14 protein-coding genes are annotated in these 14,376 nt (G+C 70.4%); 8 read left to right on the top strand and 6 right to left on the bottom strand.

What is annotated here, in order from left to right:
• Positions 1–3: 3 nt before the first annotated feature.
• Both ACF1AJ_RS02590 and ACF1AJ_RS02595 read left to right on the top strand, forming a co-directional pair.
• Entirely contained in the window at positions 4–1,278 is a 1,275-nt protein-coding gene (locus tag ACF1AJ_RS02590) for a MurT ligase domain-containing protein (protein WP_018191300.1), read from the top strand.
• Entirely contained in the window at positions 1,275–1,991 is a 717-nt protein-coding gene (locus ACF1AJ_RS02595; protein ID WP_391506003.1) for a type 1 glutamine amidotransferase, read from the top strand. The genes ACF1AJ_RS02590 and ACF1AJ_RS02595 overlap by 4 nt, the downstream gene beginning before the upstream one ends.
• Before the next feature lie 87 nt (positions 1,992–2,078).
• Here ACF1AJ_RS02595 and alr read toward each other — a convergent pair whose 3' ends face one another.
• Genes alr through ACF1AJ_RS02610 form a run of 3 tightly spaced genes read right to left on the bottom strand, consistent with a single transcriptional unit; the run spans position 2,079 to position 4,147 of the window.
• Positions 2,079–3,155: an alanine racemase gene (gene alr, locus ACF1AJ_RS02600; protein ID WP_391506004.1), complete on the bottom strand. Its 1,077-nt coding sequence runs from the start codon at positions 3,153–3,155 to the stop codon at positions 2,079–2,081.
• A complete protein-coding gene (locus ACF1AJ_RS02605; RefSeq protein WP_391506005.1) occupies positions 3,152–3,874 on the bottom strand; it encodes an alanine racemase C-terminal domain-containing protein in 723 nt (240 codons plus the stop codon). Before ACF1AJ_RS02605 ends, alr begins: the two co-directional genes overlap by 4 nt.
• A gap of 36 nt (positions 3,875–3,910) precedes the next feature.
• Positions 3,911–4,147 carry a hypothetical protein gene (locus tag ACF1AJ_RS02610; protein ID WP_018191296.1) on the bottom strand — a complete coding sequence of 79 codons (237 nt, stop codon included), beginning with the start codon at positions 4,145–4,147 and terminating at the stop codon, positions 3,911–3,913.
• A 215-nt stretch (positions 4,148–4,362) separates the two neighbouring features.
• Between ACF1AJ_RS02610 and ACF1AJ_RS02615 the strand changes: the two genes are divergently transcribed.
• Positions 4,363–6,459, top strand: coding sequence for a type IIA DNA topoisomerase subunit B (locus ACF1AJ_RS02615; protein WP_391506006.1), 2,097 nt, complete (start codon positions 4,363–4,365; stop codon positions 6,457–6,459).
• A gap of 107 nt (positions 6,460–6,566) precedes the next feature.
• Here ACF1AJ_RS02615 and ACF1AJ_RS02620 read toward each other — a convergent pair whose 3' ends face one another.
• Positions 6,567–9,053 (bottom strand): DNA topoisomerase (ATP-hydrolyzing) subunit A, encoded by a 2,487-nt coding sequence (locus ACF1AJ_RS02620; RefSeq protein ID WP_391506007.1) that lies wholly within the window; start codon positions 9,051–9,053, stop codon positions 6,567–6,569.
• An 84-nt stretch (positions 9,054–9,137) separates the two neighbouring features.
• Between ACF1AJ_RS02620 and ACF1AJ_RS02625 the strand changes: the two genes are divergently transcribed.
• Positions 9,138–10,262 carry an alkaline phosphatase family protein gene (locus tag ACF1AJ_RS02625; protein ID WP_391507422.1) on the top strand — a complete coding sequence of 375 codons (1,125 nt, stop codon included), beginning with the start codon at positions 9,138–9,140 and terminating at the stop codon, positions 10,260–10,262.
• A gap of 7 nt (positions 10,263–10,269) precedes the next feature.
• On the opposite strand, the gene sepH is transcribed toward ACF1AJ_RS02625, so the two are convergent.
• Complete coding sequence (sepH, locus tag ACF1AJ_RS02630; protein ID WP_391506008.1) at positions 10,270–11,427, bottom strand: septation protein SepH; 1,158 nt, start codon at positions 11,425–11,427, stop codon at positions 10,270–10,272.
• Between the two features lie 203 nt (positions 11,428–11,630).
• On the opposite strand from sepH, the gene ACF1AJ_RS02635 reads away from it, so the two are divergent.
• Entirely contained in the window at positions 11,631–11,924 is a 294-nt protein-coding gene (locus tag ACF1AJ_RS02635) for a DUF4193 domain-containing protein (RefSeq protein WP_026307201.1), read from the top strand.
• A gap of 11 nt (positions 11,925–11,935) precedes the next feature.
• Here the strand turns inward: ACF1AJ_RS02635 and ACF1AJ_RS02640 are convergent, their stop codons facing one another.
• Positions 11,936–12,382, bottom strand: coding sequence for a DUF3093 domain-containing protein (locus ACF1AJ_RS02640; protein ID WP_391506009.1), 447 nt, complete (start codon positions 12,380–12,382; stop codon positions 11,936–11,938).
• A 40-nt stretch (positions 12,383–12,422) separates the two neighbouring features.
• Here ACF1AJ_RS02640 and dut point away from each other — a divergent pair, with 40 nt between their 5' ends.
• The 3 genes from dut to ACF1AJ_RS02655 all read left to right on the top strand — a co-directional run bounded on the left by dut (position 12,423) and on the right by ACF1AJ_RS02655 (position 14,347).
• On the top strand, positions 12,423–12,881 hold the full coding sequence (gene dut, locus ACF1AJ_RS02645) for a dUTP diphosphatase (RefSeq protein ID WP_309860104.1): 459 nt from the start codon (positions 12,423–12,425) through the stop codon (positions 12,879–12,881).
• A 65-nt stretch (positions 12,882–12,946) separates the two neighbouring features.
• Positions 12,947–13,555, top strand: coding sequence for a DUF3710 domain-containing protein (locus ACF1AJ_RS02650; protein WP_026307200.1), 609 nt, complete (start codon positions 12,947–12,949; stop codon positions 13,553–13,555).
• Positions 13,556–13,564: 9 nt separating this feature from the next.
• A complete protein-coding gene (locus ACF1AJ_RS02655; RefSeq protein WP_391506010.1) occupies positions 13,565–14,347 on the top strand; it encodes a DUF3159 domain-containing protein in 783 nt (260 codons plus the stop codon).
• The last annotated feature ends 29 nt before the right edge of the window (positions 14,348–14,376 follow it).

Here is a 14,376-nt window from a genome sequence, read left to right on the forward strand (position 1 = left end):
CCGGTGCGCTACCGACTGGCGGTCATCGCCGGCCGCCTCGCCCGCTGGCTTCTGCGCCTGCGGGGAGGCGGCTCCGCGGTCCCCGGCCGTGTCGCGCTGGCCATCGCACCGAAGTTCCTGGAGCGCGCGGTCAGCCGCCTTCCGCTCGGCGTCGTGTTCGTGTCCGGCTCGAACGGCAAGTCCACGACGACGAACATGCTCACCGCGATCCTGCGCGAGCACGGTCTCGACGTGTTCACCAACCCGTCCGGCGGCAACCTCCCGCAGGGCATCGCGTCCGCGCTGCTCGCCGACGTGCCGCTCGACGGCTACGTCCGCGGCGACGTCGGCGTGATCGAGGTGGACGAGGCCTACGGCGTCGATCTCGCGCGCGTGCTGAAGCCGCGCGGCTCGCTGCTGCTCAACGTCCAGATCGACCAGCTGAATCGCTTCTTCGAGCCGACCCGCGTGATCGGGATGCTGCGCTCCATCGCCGAGGGCTCTTCGGAGTTCGTCGTCGTGAACGCGGACGACGACAGCCTCGCCCGGGTGGGTGCCGAGCTGGCCGCGCAGGGGCGCGACGTGTCCACGTTCGCCGTCGCGCCGTCCATCATCGAGTCGTCGCCCAATGGGCTGGCCAACGTCAAGGACCTGACGGGCGCGGCCGCAGGCGCCCTGCCCATCCCGTCGGTGTTCGTCAGCAAGCTCGAAGTGCAGAGCGCACAGCTGACCATCGGCGGCGAGAACGTCCGCATCGGCCTGCCCGCACGCGGCCTGCACTACGCGGTGGATGCGGCGGGCGCGACGGCGATGGCGCGTCGGTTGCTCGGCGACCGGTTCCAGCCGAACGCCGTCGTCGCTGCGATGGCGGCGCTCCGCACGGTCTACGGCCGCGGGGAGACGCTGCACGTCGGCGACGAGGACATCGAGATCATCATGATGAAGAACCCGCCGAGCCTCCAGCTCAACCTCGACTACCTGAGCGAGTCGCCGGAGCAGGTGTTCGTCTCGGTCGACGAGGGCACGCCCGACCCGTCCTGGGTGTACGACATCGACCTGTCGAAGCTGACCCATGTGGATGTGGTGTCCGGCACGAAGGCGTGGCAGTTCGCGACGCGCTTCGCCTACGCGGGCATCGACGTCGACCAGGTCGTGCCGGAGCTGAAGCCCGCACTGCAGGCGTTCCTGGCGCTGCCGAAGCCGTCGCGCGGCACCAAGACGATGATCGTGAACTACGAGCAGATGATGCTCATCCGCAAGCAACTCGGCTTCCTCGACCTGGAGGGCGGCGAGCGATGACCGTGCTGCGCATCCTGCACCTGTATCCCTCCGAGCTCGGGATCAACGGCGACGCGGGCAACGTGCTCGCGCTGGCCGAGCGCGCTCGCTGGCGGGGCGTCGACGTGGATATCGTCGAGCACGCTCCCGGCGCGGAACTCCCTGGCGCCGTGGATCTCGTCCACATCGGCTCTGGTCCGCTATCGGCGCAGCGTGCCGTTCACGACGACGTCCTCCGGATCGCGCCGCAGCTGCGCCAGTGGCGTGATGCGGGGGTGCCGTTCGTGGCGATCGCCGGTGGCTGGCAGCTGCTCGGTACCCAGCTGGAGACCCCGGAGGGCGAGGTGCTCGCGGGAGCCGCCGTCTTCCCGACGCGCGCAGCTCTCGGCAGCCAGCGGCACGTCGGCGAGATCGTGGTGCGCCTCGCGGACGGCACGACGATCGCCGGTTTCGAGAACCACTCGGCCCGCACCGTCCTCGACGGCGCCGAGCCGCTCGGCCGCGTCGTGCGCGGCACGGGGAACGACGGCTCGGTGGAGGGCGTCCTGGTCGGATCCTCGATCGGCACCCACCTGCACGGTCCGTTGCTGCCGATGAATCCCGTCCTGGCTGACCGACTGCTCACCACCGCGCTGCGCGGCGAGCTGCCGCCGGTGCCGCAGACGGAGCGCGTGGACCGCTACGCGACCAACGCCCGGCGCGCGATCGCGGACCGCCTCGGCGTCTCCCTCTGACGCACGCCGACTCACACCAACGGCTCCTGACTTTTTCGCGTGCGTACGGCCGTTTCGGCCGAAAAACTTAGGAGCTGTTGGCTGGGGTCAGTTGACGTAGACGCGGGGAACCCGGGTCGCGACGCCGGTGATCATCTCGTCGGCGATCGTCTCCGCCCAGTCGGCGTACTTCTCGGCGGTGGGCTCGCCATCCGTGCCCGGGCCGAACAGGATCGCGGTGTCGCCGACCTCCACGCGGTGCGCGCCCGCATCCACCAGCATGCTGTCGGCGGCGACCTCGATGACGGGGCAGCGGCGGCCGTTCAGCTGAATGGATGTCTTGGCGATGCCGAGCGTCGGTACGCCGTCGGCGTAGCCGATCCCGAGCCGGGCGTGCGTCGTGCCGCCGACGTGGACCTCGGTGACGGGAGCCTCCAGCCGCATCGCGGGGATGAGGCCCAGCTCGCCCCCGGTCGAGTCGTCGAAGGGGGAGAAACCGTACGCGGCGATACCGAAGCGCACGAAGTCGAAGCGCGCCTCCGGCATCCGGATGCCCGCGGAACTCGCGGCCAGGTGCAGCACGTCGAACGAGGCGCCCAGACGCTCCGCCTCGGCGACCGCGTCGCGGAACTCGGCCAGGGCGGCCTCGTCGTCGGCGATCGAGGCGTCGGCCAGATGCGACCAGGCGGCACGGATGCGGACGATGCCGCGCTCCTGCAGGTCGAGGGCGGCACGGATGAGACCCGGCCACTCGTCACGGGTCGCGCCGTTGCGGCTGAGCCCGGTGTCCACCTTGAGGTGCACGACGGCGGGGCGGTCGGCACCCGCCGCGGCGACGGCCTCCAGCTGCCACACGGCTGAGATGCCGAGCTCGATGTCGGCCTCGATGCCCGCACGCCAGTCCGTATCCTGGCCGTGCAGCCAGGCGAGCACCGGGACGGTGACGCCCGCGCGCCGGAGGACGAGTCCGGCCGGGATCTCCAGCACGGCGAGCGAGGTCGCTCCGGCCTCCAGGCCCGCCTCGGCGACCGGGAGGAGTCCGTGGCCGTAGGCGTCCGCTTTCACGGCGAGCATGGTCTGCGCCGGCGCGATCAGCCGCGTCAGGTGGGCGACGTTGTGCCGCACGGCGGCGAGGTCGATGACGGCGCGGGGGAGCGGCTCGGCGACGGCGTCCACGATGGTCACGCGCTGTACGTCCTCTCGATGCGCCGGCCCAGCCGGCTCGTGATGACCGGAGCCGCGACGCCCAGCGCATCCGCCCAGTCCCGCACGGTCGGTTCTCCGCGGTCCGGGTCGCCGAACAGGATGACGGAGTCGCCGGGCGCGGCGGAGTCGTCGCCGATGTCGACGACGAACTGGTCCATGGCGATCCGTCCGGTGATGCGGCCGACGGTGTCGCCGACCTTCACGGGCGCCTTGTTGGAGGCGACGCGCAGGATGCCGTCGGCGTAGCCGAGTGCGACCAGCACGAGGGTGCTAGGCCGGGCGGTGCGGTACGTGTAGCCGTAGGAGACGCCGCGATCGGCGGGGACGCGCTTGACGGCGATGATCTCGCCCTCGAGGCGCATAGCCGGGGCGGACGGGCGGTCGGCGTCGAGCCCGAAGAGTTCAGAACCGAGGAGAGCGCCTGCGGGCCGGGATGCGGGACGGCGGCTGCCGACGGTCGCCTCGACGGGCAGACCCTCGTCGGCGATGGCGGCGGCATCCTCGACCCGGGAGACGAGAAAACCGCCGACCCCCGCATCCATCAGCGCACGAGCCACGGGGATGAGCCCGTGTCCGTACGCGTCGGCGCGGAGATCGGCGGTGCAGTCGGGGATCGACGCGATGGCGGCGGCTGCCGTCGAGCGGATGACGGAGAGGTCGATGTGGGCGCGTCTGCGCACACCCGTTCCTGGTGTCATCCTCCGGTCAGCCTCGCGATTCGCGATGCGGCCGCGTTACGCGCGCTGCTCTTCGAACAGGCGAGCGGTCTCGTCATGCCAGCTGTGGGCGATCTGAGACAGCTTCTCCTGGTGCTTCTTGCCGTGGTGGGCGCAGAAGAGAAGTTCGCCGTTATTGACAACGACACGGATGTACGCCTGCGCGCCGCAGCTGTCGCAACGGTCCGCGGCCGTCAACTGCGGCCCCGATGCGAGCTCGTCAACCGCCCCGTTCTCCGAGGTGAGTGTCGACATGTGATGCTCCTTTCCGTCGCAACCGCTTGAACTCGGTACGTCTATAGAACCACGGATGCTCGGCAATCAGGCGCGCATTGGCTGCTATTTCGCTCAACGCGTAGCCTCGGCTCCGGACTCGTGTCGGTGACGTAGGCTGCGCCGCGCGGCGCTTACTCTGGAGAGGCACGTGCGTCCGCACCCGGATGGGCGCACCGGAACCACAAGGAGCACCCGTGGCGAGTTCGGACTATTCGGCCAGGCACCTCTCGGTGCTCGAAGGGCTGGAGGCCGTGCGCAAGCGCCCGGGCATGTACATCGGCTCCACCGACTCCCGTGGCCTGATGCACTGCCTGTGGGAGATCATCGACAACTCGGTGGACGAGGCCCTCGCCGGTCACGGGTCCGACATCGAGGTCATCCTGCACGCCGACGACAGCGTGGAGGTGCGCGACCGCGCCCGCGGCATCCCGGTCGATATCGAGCCGAAGACGGGCCTCTCGGGTGTCGAGGTCGTCTTCACCAAGCTGCACGCCGGTGGCAAGTTCGGCAGCGGGTCGTACGCAGCCTCCGGTGGCCTGCACGGCGTCGGCGCCTCCGTCGTCAACGCCCTGTCGGAGCGCCTCGACGTCGAGGTCGACCGCGACGGCAAGACGTGGGCCATGTCCTTCCACCGGGGCGAGCCCGGCATCTTCGACGACAAGAAGGGCGAGCCGGGACCGGACAGCCCGTTCACCCCGTTCGTCAGCGGCAGCGAGCTGCGGGTCGTCGGCAAGGTGGCGAAGGGCGTGACCGGTACGCGCATCCGCTATTGGGCCGACCGTCAAATCTTCACCAAGGGCGCCGAGTTCTCGACGGACGACCTTGTCGGGCGCGCCCGGCAGACGGCGTTCCTCGTCCCCGGCCTCTCCATCTCTATCGACGACAAGCGGCCGGGAACGGACGGCGCGGAGACGGGCCGCACGACCTTCCGATACGAGGGCGGCATCTCGGAATTCGTCGACTTCCTCGCGCCGGACAGCCCCATCACGGACACCTGGCGGCTCACCGGTGAGGGGCACTTCACCGAGACCGTCCCCGTGCTGTCGGAGACCGGCGCGATGCTGCCCACCGAGCTGAGACGAGACTGCCAGGTCGACATCGCGCTGCGCTGGGGCACCGGGTACGACACGGTCATGCGCAGCTTCGTCAACATCATCGCGACCCCGAAGGGCGGCAGCCACCAGGCCGGGTTCGACCAGGGGATGCTCAAGTTCCTCCGTCAGCAGGTGGAGCAGAACGCACGCCGGCTGAAGGCGGGGAACGACAAGCTCGAGAAAGACGACGTCATGGCCGGTCTCACGGCCGTCCTCACCGTCCGCCTTCCGGAGCCGCAGTTCGAGGGTCAGACCAAGGAGATCCTCGGTACCCCCGCCGTGCGTGCGATCGTCGCCAACGTCGTCCAGAAGGCCATGGCCGAGCGGTTCGGTTCGTCGAAGCGCGACGACAAGGCGCAGTCGGCCCTCGTGCTCGACAAGGTCGTCGCCGAGATGAAGTCCCGGATCTCCGCGCGTGCTCACAAGGAGACGCAGCGCAGGAAGAACGCGCTGGAGACCTCCTCCCTCCCCGCGAAGCTGGTCGACTGCCGCTCCAACGACGTCGCCAACAGCGAGCTGTTCATCGTCGAGGGCGACTCCGCGCTCGGCACCGCCCGGCGGGCGCGGGACAGCGAGTACCAGGCGCTGCTGCCCATCCGCGGAAAGATCCTGAACGTGCAGAAGGCATCCATCTCGGACATGCTGTCGAATGCCGAGTGCGCGGCGATCATCCAGGTCATCGGCGCCGGCTCCGGTCGCAGCTTCGACCTGTCGGTCGCCCGGTACGGCAAGGTCATCATCATGTCGGATGCTGATGTCGACGGCGCGCACATCCGGACGCTGCTGCTGACGCTGTTCTTCCGCTACATGCGGCCGATGATCGAAGAGGGGCGCGTCTTCGCGGCAGTGCCGCCACTGCATCGCGTCGTGGTCGTCAACCCCGGCTCGAAGCCGAACGAGACGATCTACACGTACTCGGAGGCGGAGCTGCAGGCGGTGCTCGCCGACCTCAAGAAGCGGGGCAAGAAGTACCAGGAGCCGATCCAGCGCTACAAGGGACTCGGCGAGATGGATGCGGACCAGCTGGCGACCACGACGATGGATCGTGCCCACCGCACCCTGCGCCGGGTGCGTGTCCCCGACGCCGAGGCGGCGAACCGCGTCTTCGAACTGTTGATGGGCAACGACGTGGCCCCGCGCAAGGAGTTCATCATCGCGGGCGCCGACGACCTCAGCCGGTCTCGCATCGACGCCTGACCCCTCACCGCCCCCAAGCCAACAGCTCCTGAGTTTTTCGCGTTTTGTGCCGCTTTCGGCGCGAAAAACTCAGGAGCTGTTGGCGTGGGACGGGGGATCGGGGACGGTCAGCCGATGCGGCGGCCGATGGAGCCGATGACCGTGTCGAGCGGGGTGCCCGAGCCGTCGCGGCGCGAGCCGCCCTCGGGAAGGGTCCGCGCGACGCCGTCCGGCGCGACCGCGTGAGCGGGCGCCGGGCCGGCCCAGGCGAGCACCAGTTCGCTCTCGCCCTTGAGGAACCGCTGCGCGCGCACCCCGCCGGTCGCGCGTCCCTTGGCTGGGAACTCCGCGAAATCGCTGACCTTCGCCGTGCCCGGGTCGGCGCCGGGAAGCGTGGCGTCGCTCGCCGCGATGGTCGCGACCACCGCTGTCTCCGCCTCCTCGGCGGAGACCGCACCGAAGTAGATGACGCGCGCGCCCGCACCGAGGTTGATTCCCGCCATGCCGCCGGCCGCTCGGCCCTGCGGACGCACGCTCGACGCGGCGAACCGCAGCAGCTGGGCGTCGCTGGCGACGAACACGAGTTCGTCCGCGTCCATGACCGTCGTGGCCCCGACGACCTCGTCGCCGTCCTTGAGCGAGATGATCTCGAACTCCGGCTTGTTCGCCCAGTCGCCTGCCGCCACGCGCTTGACGACCCCCTGTGCGGTGCCGAGCGCGATCGTGCGCTCCGAGTCGAGCGACGCGAGGGCGAGGATGCGCTCCTTCTTGTCGGCGAGCGCCAGGTAGTCGCCGACCTTCACCCCGGCGGCCAGCTGGATGGAGTTCGCCGGCACCGCGGGAAGGTCGACGGGGGAGAAGCGGATGAGCCGGCCGCGGTTCGTGACGGCGCCGATCTCGCTGCGGCTGGTGGTGTCCAGCTGCGACAGGATCGCGTCGTGCTTGCTGCGTCGTGCCGGCGCTTGGATGCGGTCGAGGCCGCCTTCCGCTCCGTCGGCGCCCGCGACCGCGTCCACGCGCAGGATGCGCCCGGTCGTCGACAGGAACACGCGCGTGGGCACGTCGGCGACCTCGAGCTGCACGTTCGCCGCCTTGCTGCGCGACGCTCCGGCGATCGACGGCTTGGCCTCGGTGAGCAGGGTGCGGCGCGGGGTTCCGAAGGTCGCGGCGACCCGCTCCAGCTCGTCCGACACGAGGTCGTTGATGGCCTGACGCGACGCGAGCAGCGCCTCCAGCTCGTCGATCTCACGGCGGAGCTGGTCGCGCTCGGTCTCGAGCTCGATCCGGCTGAACTTCGTGAGGCGGCGCAGCCGCAGCTCGAGGATGTAGTCGGCCTGCAGCGTGCTGAGGTCGAACACCTGCATCAGGCGTCCGCGCGCCTGCTCCGTGTCGTCCGAGGTGCGGATGACCTGGATGACCTCGTCGATGTCGAGGATGGCGATGAGCAGGCCCTCGACCAGGTGCAGCCGCTCTTTGCGGCGGGCGAGGCGGAACTGCGAGCGGCGGGTGACCACGCTGATGCGGTGGTCGAGGTACACCTGCAGCAGTTCGCGCAGGCCGAGGGTCTGCGGTCCGCCGGCGACCAGGGCGACGTTGTTGATCGCGAAGCCCTCTTCGAGCGGCGTGTACCGGTACAGCTGCTCCAGCACCGCCTCCGGGCTGAACCCGGTCTTGAGGCCGATGACCAGCCGGAGGCCGTTCTGACGGTCGGAGAGGTCGGTGACGTCGGAGATGCCGTTGAGCTTCTTGGCGTTGACGCCGTCCTTGATCTTCTCGATCACCTTCTCCGGGCCCACCAGGTAGGGCAGCTCGGTGACGACGAGCCCGCTCTTGCGGGCGGTGATGGACTCGACGGTCACCTTGGCGCGCATCCGGAAGCTGCCGCGGCCGGTCGCGTAGGCGTCGCGCACACCGGCGAGGCCCGCGATCGTCCCACCGCCGGGGAGGTCGGGGCCGGGGACGTACTCCATCAGGTCGTCGAGGGTGGCGTCCGGGTTCTCGAGGAGGTGCCGGGCGGCGCCGACGACCTCGATGAGGTTGTGCGGCGCCATGTTGGTGGCCATGCCGACGGCGATGCCGCTCGCGCCGTTGACGAGGAGGTTGGGGAAGGCGGCGGGCAGCACGTCCGGCTGCATCAGCTGGTTGTCGTAGTTGGGGACGAAGTCGACGACGTCCTCGTCGAGGTCCTCGGTCATCGCGAGCGCCGCGGCGGCCAGGCGCGCCTCGGTGTACCGGGCGGCCGCGGGGCCGTCGTCGAGCGAACCGAAGTTGCCGTGCCCGTCGACCAGCGGGACGCGGAGGGTGAAGTCCTGCGCCATCCGCACCAGGGCGTCGTAGATGGCGCCGTCGCCGTGCGGGTGCAGCTTTCCCATGACCTCGCCGGTCACACGTGCCGACTTGACGTGGCCGCGGTCCGGGCGCAGGCCCATCTCCGTCATCATGTAGAGGATGCGGCGCTGCACGGGCTTGAGGCCGTCGCGGGCGTCCGGAAGGGCCCGCGAGTAGATCACCGAGTAGGCGTATTCGAGGAACGAGCCCTGCATCTCGGTCGTGACGTCGACGTCTTCGATGCGTTCCGTCGTTCCGGCGGCGGGCTTGTCGTCTGCAGGTGTCATTCGGGCATTCTGTGCGGTGCGAAGGGGCGGGGGCGGCTTGTCAGGCGGCGGGATCGCTGTGCCAGACTGGGCCGGATGCCCCCCATGCTACCGGCCGCGTTCACGACGAGAGCGAGCCTCGCCACGGTTCTGCCGAGTTCGCTCGCCGCGCTCTCCGGCGAGACGAACGACCTGGGCCTGCCGCGGATGGAGCATGTCGTCGTCATCGTGGTGGACGGGCTCGGCGCAGCCGCCCTCCGTGCCCGCGCCGGGCACGCGAGGACGCTCGCCCCGCTGCTCGGGAAGACGACGACGATCGACGCCGGCTTCCCGACGACGACGGCCGCTGCCCTGGCCACATTGACCACGGGGACGACGCCCGGCGAGCACGGCCTGGTCGGCTACCGCGTGCGCGACGGCGCCGACCGTCTGACGAACCAGCTGACCGGCTGGGACGATCGGATGGATCCGGCGACCTGGCAGCGCTCGACCACGGTGTTCGAGCGGGCCGCGGAGCAGGGCGTCCGCCCGCGCGCGATCGCGCTCCCGAAGTTCGCGGGTACGGGATTCACCGCGGCCGTGCTGCGCGGAGCGGAGTTCGTCGGCGTCCAGTCGATGGCCGACCGGTTCGCCGCGGCGGCCGAGGTGCTGGCGACCGCCGGGCCGGGCCTCACCTATCTCTACGTCGCCGAACTCGACCAGCTGTCGCACGCCCGTGGCTGGGAGTCGCCGGAGTGGACGGCCGCCCTGGAGACCCTGGATGCGCTGGTCGCCGACTTCGCCCGCCGCCTCGGCCCCGGCCGCGGCGCACTGCTGACGGCCGATCACGGCGCGGTGGATGTGCCGGAAAGCGGCCATATCCTCTACGACACCGCGCCCGAGTTGCTGCAGGACGTGGCGGACTTCGCCGGCGAGCCGCGCCTGCTCCACCTCTACGTCGAGGACGGCGCCTCCCCGGTGGCCGTCGCCGAGCGCTGGCGCGACGCCGAAGGCGACCGGTCGTGGGTGGCGACGCGTGCCGAGGCGGTGGAGGCGGGCTGGTTCGGCGAGCGGGTCGATCCCGAGGTCGCACCGCGGATCGGGGATGTGCTGGTCGCCGCACGCAAGCGCATCGCGTACTACGACGGCCGCGACCCGCAGCGGACCGGCCGCAACATGGTCGGCCAGCACGGCTCGCTCACGCCGGAGGAGACGCGGGTTCCGCTGCTGCGGTTCGGAGCGGCAGGCTAGGCCAGTTTCAGGCCAGGTCGTCGTCCGTTCGGGCGCCGAAGACGATCTCGTCCCAGCTCGGCATGGCCGCCCGGCCCTTCTTACGCGACGGCTGCGGGCCCGAGTCGTTCGACGGGCCGCCGTTCGACGGACCGCTCGGCGGCGCCGGAACGTCGAGGGGGAGCGGCGGCTGCTCGGCCGCGGGCGGACGCTCGTCGATGAGACGGAACGGCGTCGCGGCGGGCGTCGGGGTGACCGGGGCCTCGGTCGACGCCGTCGGCACGACATCCAGCGGGGTCGCATCGCTCGGCGTGGGGCGGTCCTCGTAGCCGGCGGCCTCCCGCTCGCCGCGGCGGCGGCGCAGGGCCTCCAGCAGGTCGGCGGTCTGGTGCAGGTCGCGCGGGGCCCCGTCGTCGGCGCGCTTGATCGCCGAGACGGTGATCGAGTTGTTCGCGCCCGGCGTTCGGCCCTGCGGCAGCGGCTCGATGGGAGCGGTGATCTCCGGGCCCATCAGGTCGGCGGCCGGGGCGGGGAACGTGAAGGCTCCGCTGTCGAAGCGGGAGTTGTCGGGCTCGCCCTCGTGCGGCAGCACGGCACGGAGCCGGGGGATGAGCGAGCCGCCGCGCAGCTCGCCGGCCTGCGACAGGGTGGTCGCCTCCGAGTTGAGCGGTGCGAGGGCGTGCTTGCGCGCGTCGTACGACCAGCGTGCGTCGTGGTCGATCGTGTCGGCCGTGAACTCCAGCTTGACGATCCAGCCGGTCTCGCTGTCCTTCCAGCTCGCCCAGCGCTCGCCCGCGACACCGAGCGACGCGAGCCGGTCGCGGATGACGGATCCGAACGTCTCGGCCTCGCCCAGCGGGTCGACGGCGTCGGAGGTGTGGACGGGGACGCTGAGGGCGCTCGCGACGATGTGCTCGCGTTCCGCGATGATGGGTCCCTCGAAGCGCTGCACGTACTCCAGCGGGGCTCCGGTGACCGCTGCGACGTCCTCAGCGGACATGCCGGAACGGATGTGGGCCTGCACTTCGCGCGGTGAGAGTTTGGGTGCGTCGGCGGGCGTCTCCTGCCGCACCTGGCGCACCTTCGACTGCAACGCCTCGTCCACGGCGATGCGGAAACGCTCACCGTCGTCGCCGACGGCGACCAGTGCGCCGTTCTCGACCCCGATGACCTTCAAATCCTGCATGTGGATTGCCTTCCGAGCTCGTTCGTACGGCCCCAGGATGCCACGGAGCAGAAGGCATTCCGGGGAATACAGCGGGCGTGCCGGAAGTTGCACACCGAGCAATGCTGAGAGGCTCCTGTTTGGTTTTGCTATTCAGGGGCGATTGATGCAAACTATGGCCGCCGATTGCGAGAATCGGCCGTTACGACGAGAAGTGGATGGGCATGGCAACGGATTACGACGCACCGCGGAAGACCGAGGACGACTCCGAGTCGATCGAGGCCCTCAAGGAGCGTGTCCCGGACAAGATGTCGGGGGTCGTCGACGTCGAAGACGCTGACAACCCCGGCGGATACGAGCTCCCCGGTGCCGACCTCTCCGACCTCGACCTCGACGTCGTGGTGCTGCCTCCCCAGGCGGACGAGTTCACGTGCGTGAACTGCTTCCTGGTGAAGCACCGCTCTCAGATCGATCACGAGACGAAGCTCGGACCGATCTGCGTGGAGTGCGCCGCCTGACGTCGAACGAACTAGGAACTGAGGCGAGCCTCATCGAGAACCCGGACCAGCTGGTCCGGGTTTCTTGTTGAGAGGAGCCAGTAGGGCGCCGGGTCGTCCTGATCCACAACGGGGATCTTCACGACCGGCTTGATCCAGCCACGGATGAGGAGCCATGCGCGGGCGTCGAGCCGCCGGCCGCGCTCCTGGGTCGCGTCGTCGCCGCGGTAGGCCGTCGGCTGCCCCACGAGGTCGAGCGGGATGCGCGCGTGGCCGGCGACCAGCTCCTCCTTCGTCACCCGGATGACGGGCGCGGTCGCGACGAGGAAGATCGCGAAGGCCACGTAGATGGCGATGGCGAGCACGACACCGATGGTGAAGTTGATCGGCGCGAAGACGAGCATCACCGCGGGGATGACGAGCAGGGTGGAGATGAACAGCCAGGGGGTGGCCCACAGTCGCTCTCGGTACAGGTCCATGACCTCTATTCGATCAGACTTCTGCACTAGCCTCTGACACGTGACCGATACCGTCGACGTCCCGATTATCGCCTCCTCCCTGCCCGCGTACGCGCACCCGGGCGACGCCGGCGCCGACCTGTGCGCCGCGGAGGCGGTGACCCTGGGCCCGGGGGAGCGCTTCACCATGCCGACCGGCGTGTCCATCGCCCTCCCCGACGGCTACGCCGCGTTCGTCGTCCCGCGCAGCGGTCTCGCCATGCGGCACGGCCTCACGATCGTGAACGCGCCGGGGACGGTGGATGCGGGATACCGCGGCGAGATCCGGGTGACCCTTCTCAATACCGACAGGTCGATGCCGTACGATATCGCCGTCGGCGACCGGATCGCCCAGCTGATCGTCATGCCGGTCACGCGGGCCCGGTTCATCCCCGTCGACTCCCTCCCGGACAGTCACCGCGGCACCGCGGGCTTCGGCTCGTCCGGGTACACCGTGACCGAGTCAGGAGAACACGCGTGAGCGACATCAGCGACACCCCTCGTGGAGCCGAGGAGGGCGCAGGGCTCGAGCAGCAGGACGACGGCCTGGAGGCGGAGTTCGAGAAGTCCGCGCCGCCGGACCGCGAGACCGAGGGGCCGCTCGACGAGAGCGAGGCCAACCCGGTGCGCCCGTACGTCGACCTCGGCGGGGTGAAGATCCTCCCGCGCGAGGGCCTGCACCTGCGCCTCGAGGTGGAGGAGGAGACCCAGCGCGTCGTCGCGGTCGGCCTCGACTACGCCGGCTCCACCCTGCAGGTCCAGCCGTTCGCGGCGCCGCGGTCGACCGGCCTGTGGCACGAGATCCGCGAGCAGATCACCGACCAGATCCAGCGCCAGGGCGGCCGGGTCAGCGAGCGCGACGGCGCATTCGGTCCGGAACTCGTGGCGGAGATCCCCGTCGCTGCGCCCGACGGCGGCCCCGTCGAGACGCGCGTCGCGCGCTTCGTCGGCGTCGACGGCCCGCGCTGGTTCCTCCGCGGTGTGATCGCGGGCGACGCGGCGGTCCAGCCGGAGGCGGCCGCGCTCGTCGAAGACCTGTTCCGCAGCATCGTCGTGGTGCGCGGCTCGGTGCCCATGCCGCCGCGCGACCTCATCCCGCTGCGGATGCCGGCCGCGCCGACGACCGGCAACGAGAACGACTACTCCTCTCTCTAAGGCGCGCGCATGACCGATCAGGACCGGCCCGACCGGAAGAGCACGCCGGCCGAACCCGCCGCCACGGCGGAGGGTGCGCCGGCTCCCGCCCTGGGCGACAGCATCGCCGCGGCCGCCCGCCGCTCGGGTCTCGGGCAGCTGGCGGAGACCGACGCCTCCACCGGCGCGGCGCTCCTCGGCGCGCTCGGCGGCATCCGCGGGCTGTGCGAGACGATCCTTCCCGGGCTCGTCTTCCTGATCCTCTTCACGTTCACGCAGAACGTCCCGCTGTCGATCGGCTGCTCGGTCGCCGTCGCGGTCGTCTTCACCGCGCTGCGCGTGATCGGCAAGACACCGCTCACGCAGGCGCTGGCCGGCCTGATCGGTGTGGGCATCTCGGCGATCCTCGCGCTCATCACCGGGCGGGGCGAAGACAACTTCTTGTTCGGGATCTGGACCAACGCCGCGTACGCCGCCGGCATCCTCGTCTCGATGCTGGTCCGCTGGCCGGTGATCGGCCTCGCCGCCGGCTATCTGATGGGCGACGGCGTCGCCTGGCGCAGCGACAAGCGGAAGTTCCGCCTGATGCAGGCGCTCACCTTCCTGTGGCTGCTGCTCTTCGTCGCGCGGCTCGTCGTGCAGGTACCTCTCTATCTGGCGCACACGGACGAAGCGACCAGCGCGCTCGCCCTCACCAAGCTCCTCATGGGCGTCCCGCTGTACGCTCCGCTGCTGCTCGTGACGTGGTTCGTGGTCAAGGCGCAGTTCCCGCAGAAGGCCGCCGCGCCGCGCCGCACGGCCTCGGGCCGCTAGGGGCGGTCGCAGGCTCGCGGGCGACGAAG

The organism is Leifsonia sp. NPDC014704 (assembly GCF_043083605.1).
In the GTDB taxonomy this organism is placed as follows: domain Bacteria; phylum Actinomycetota; class Actinomycetes; order Actinomycetales; family Microbacteriaceae; genus Leifsonia.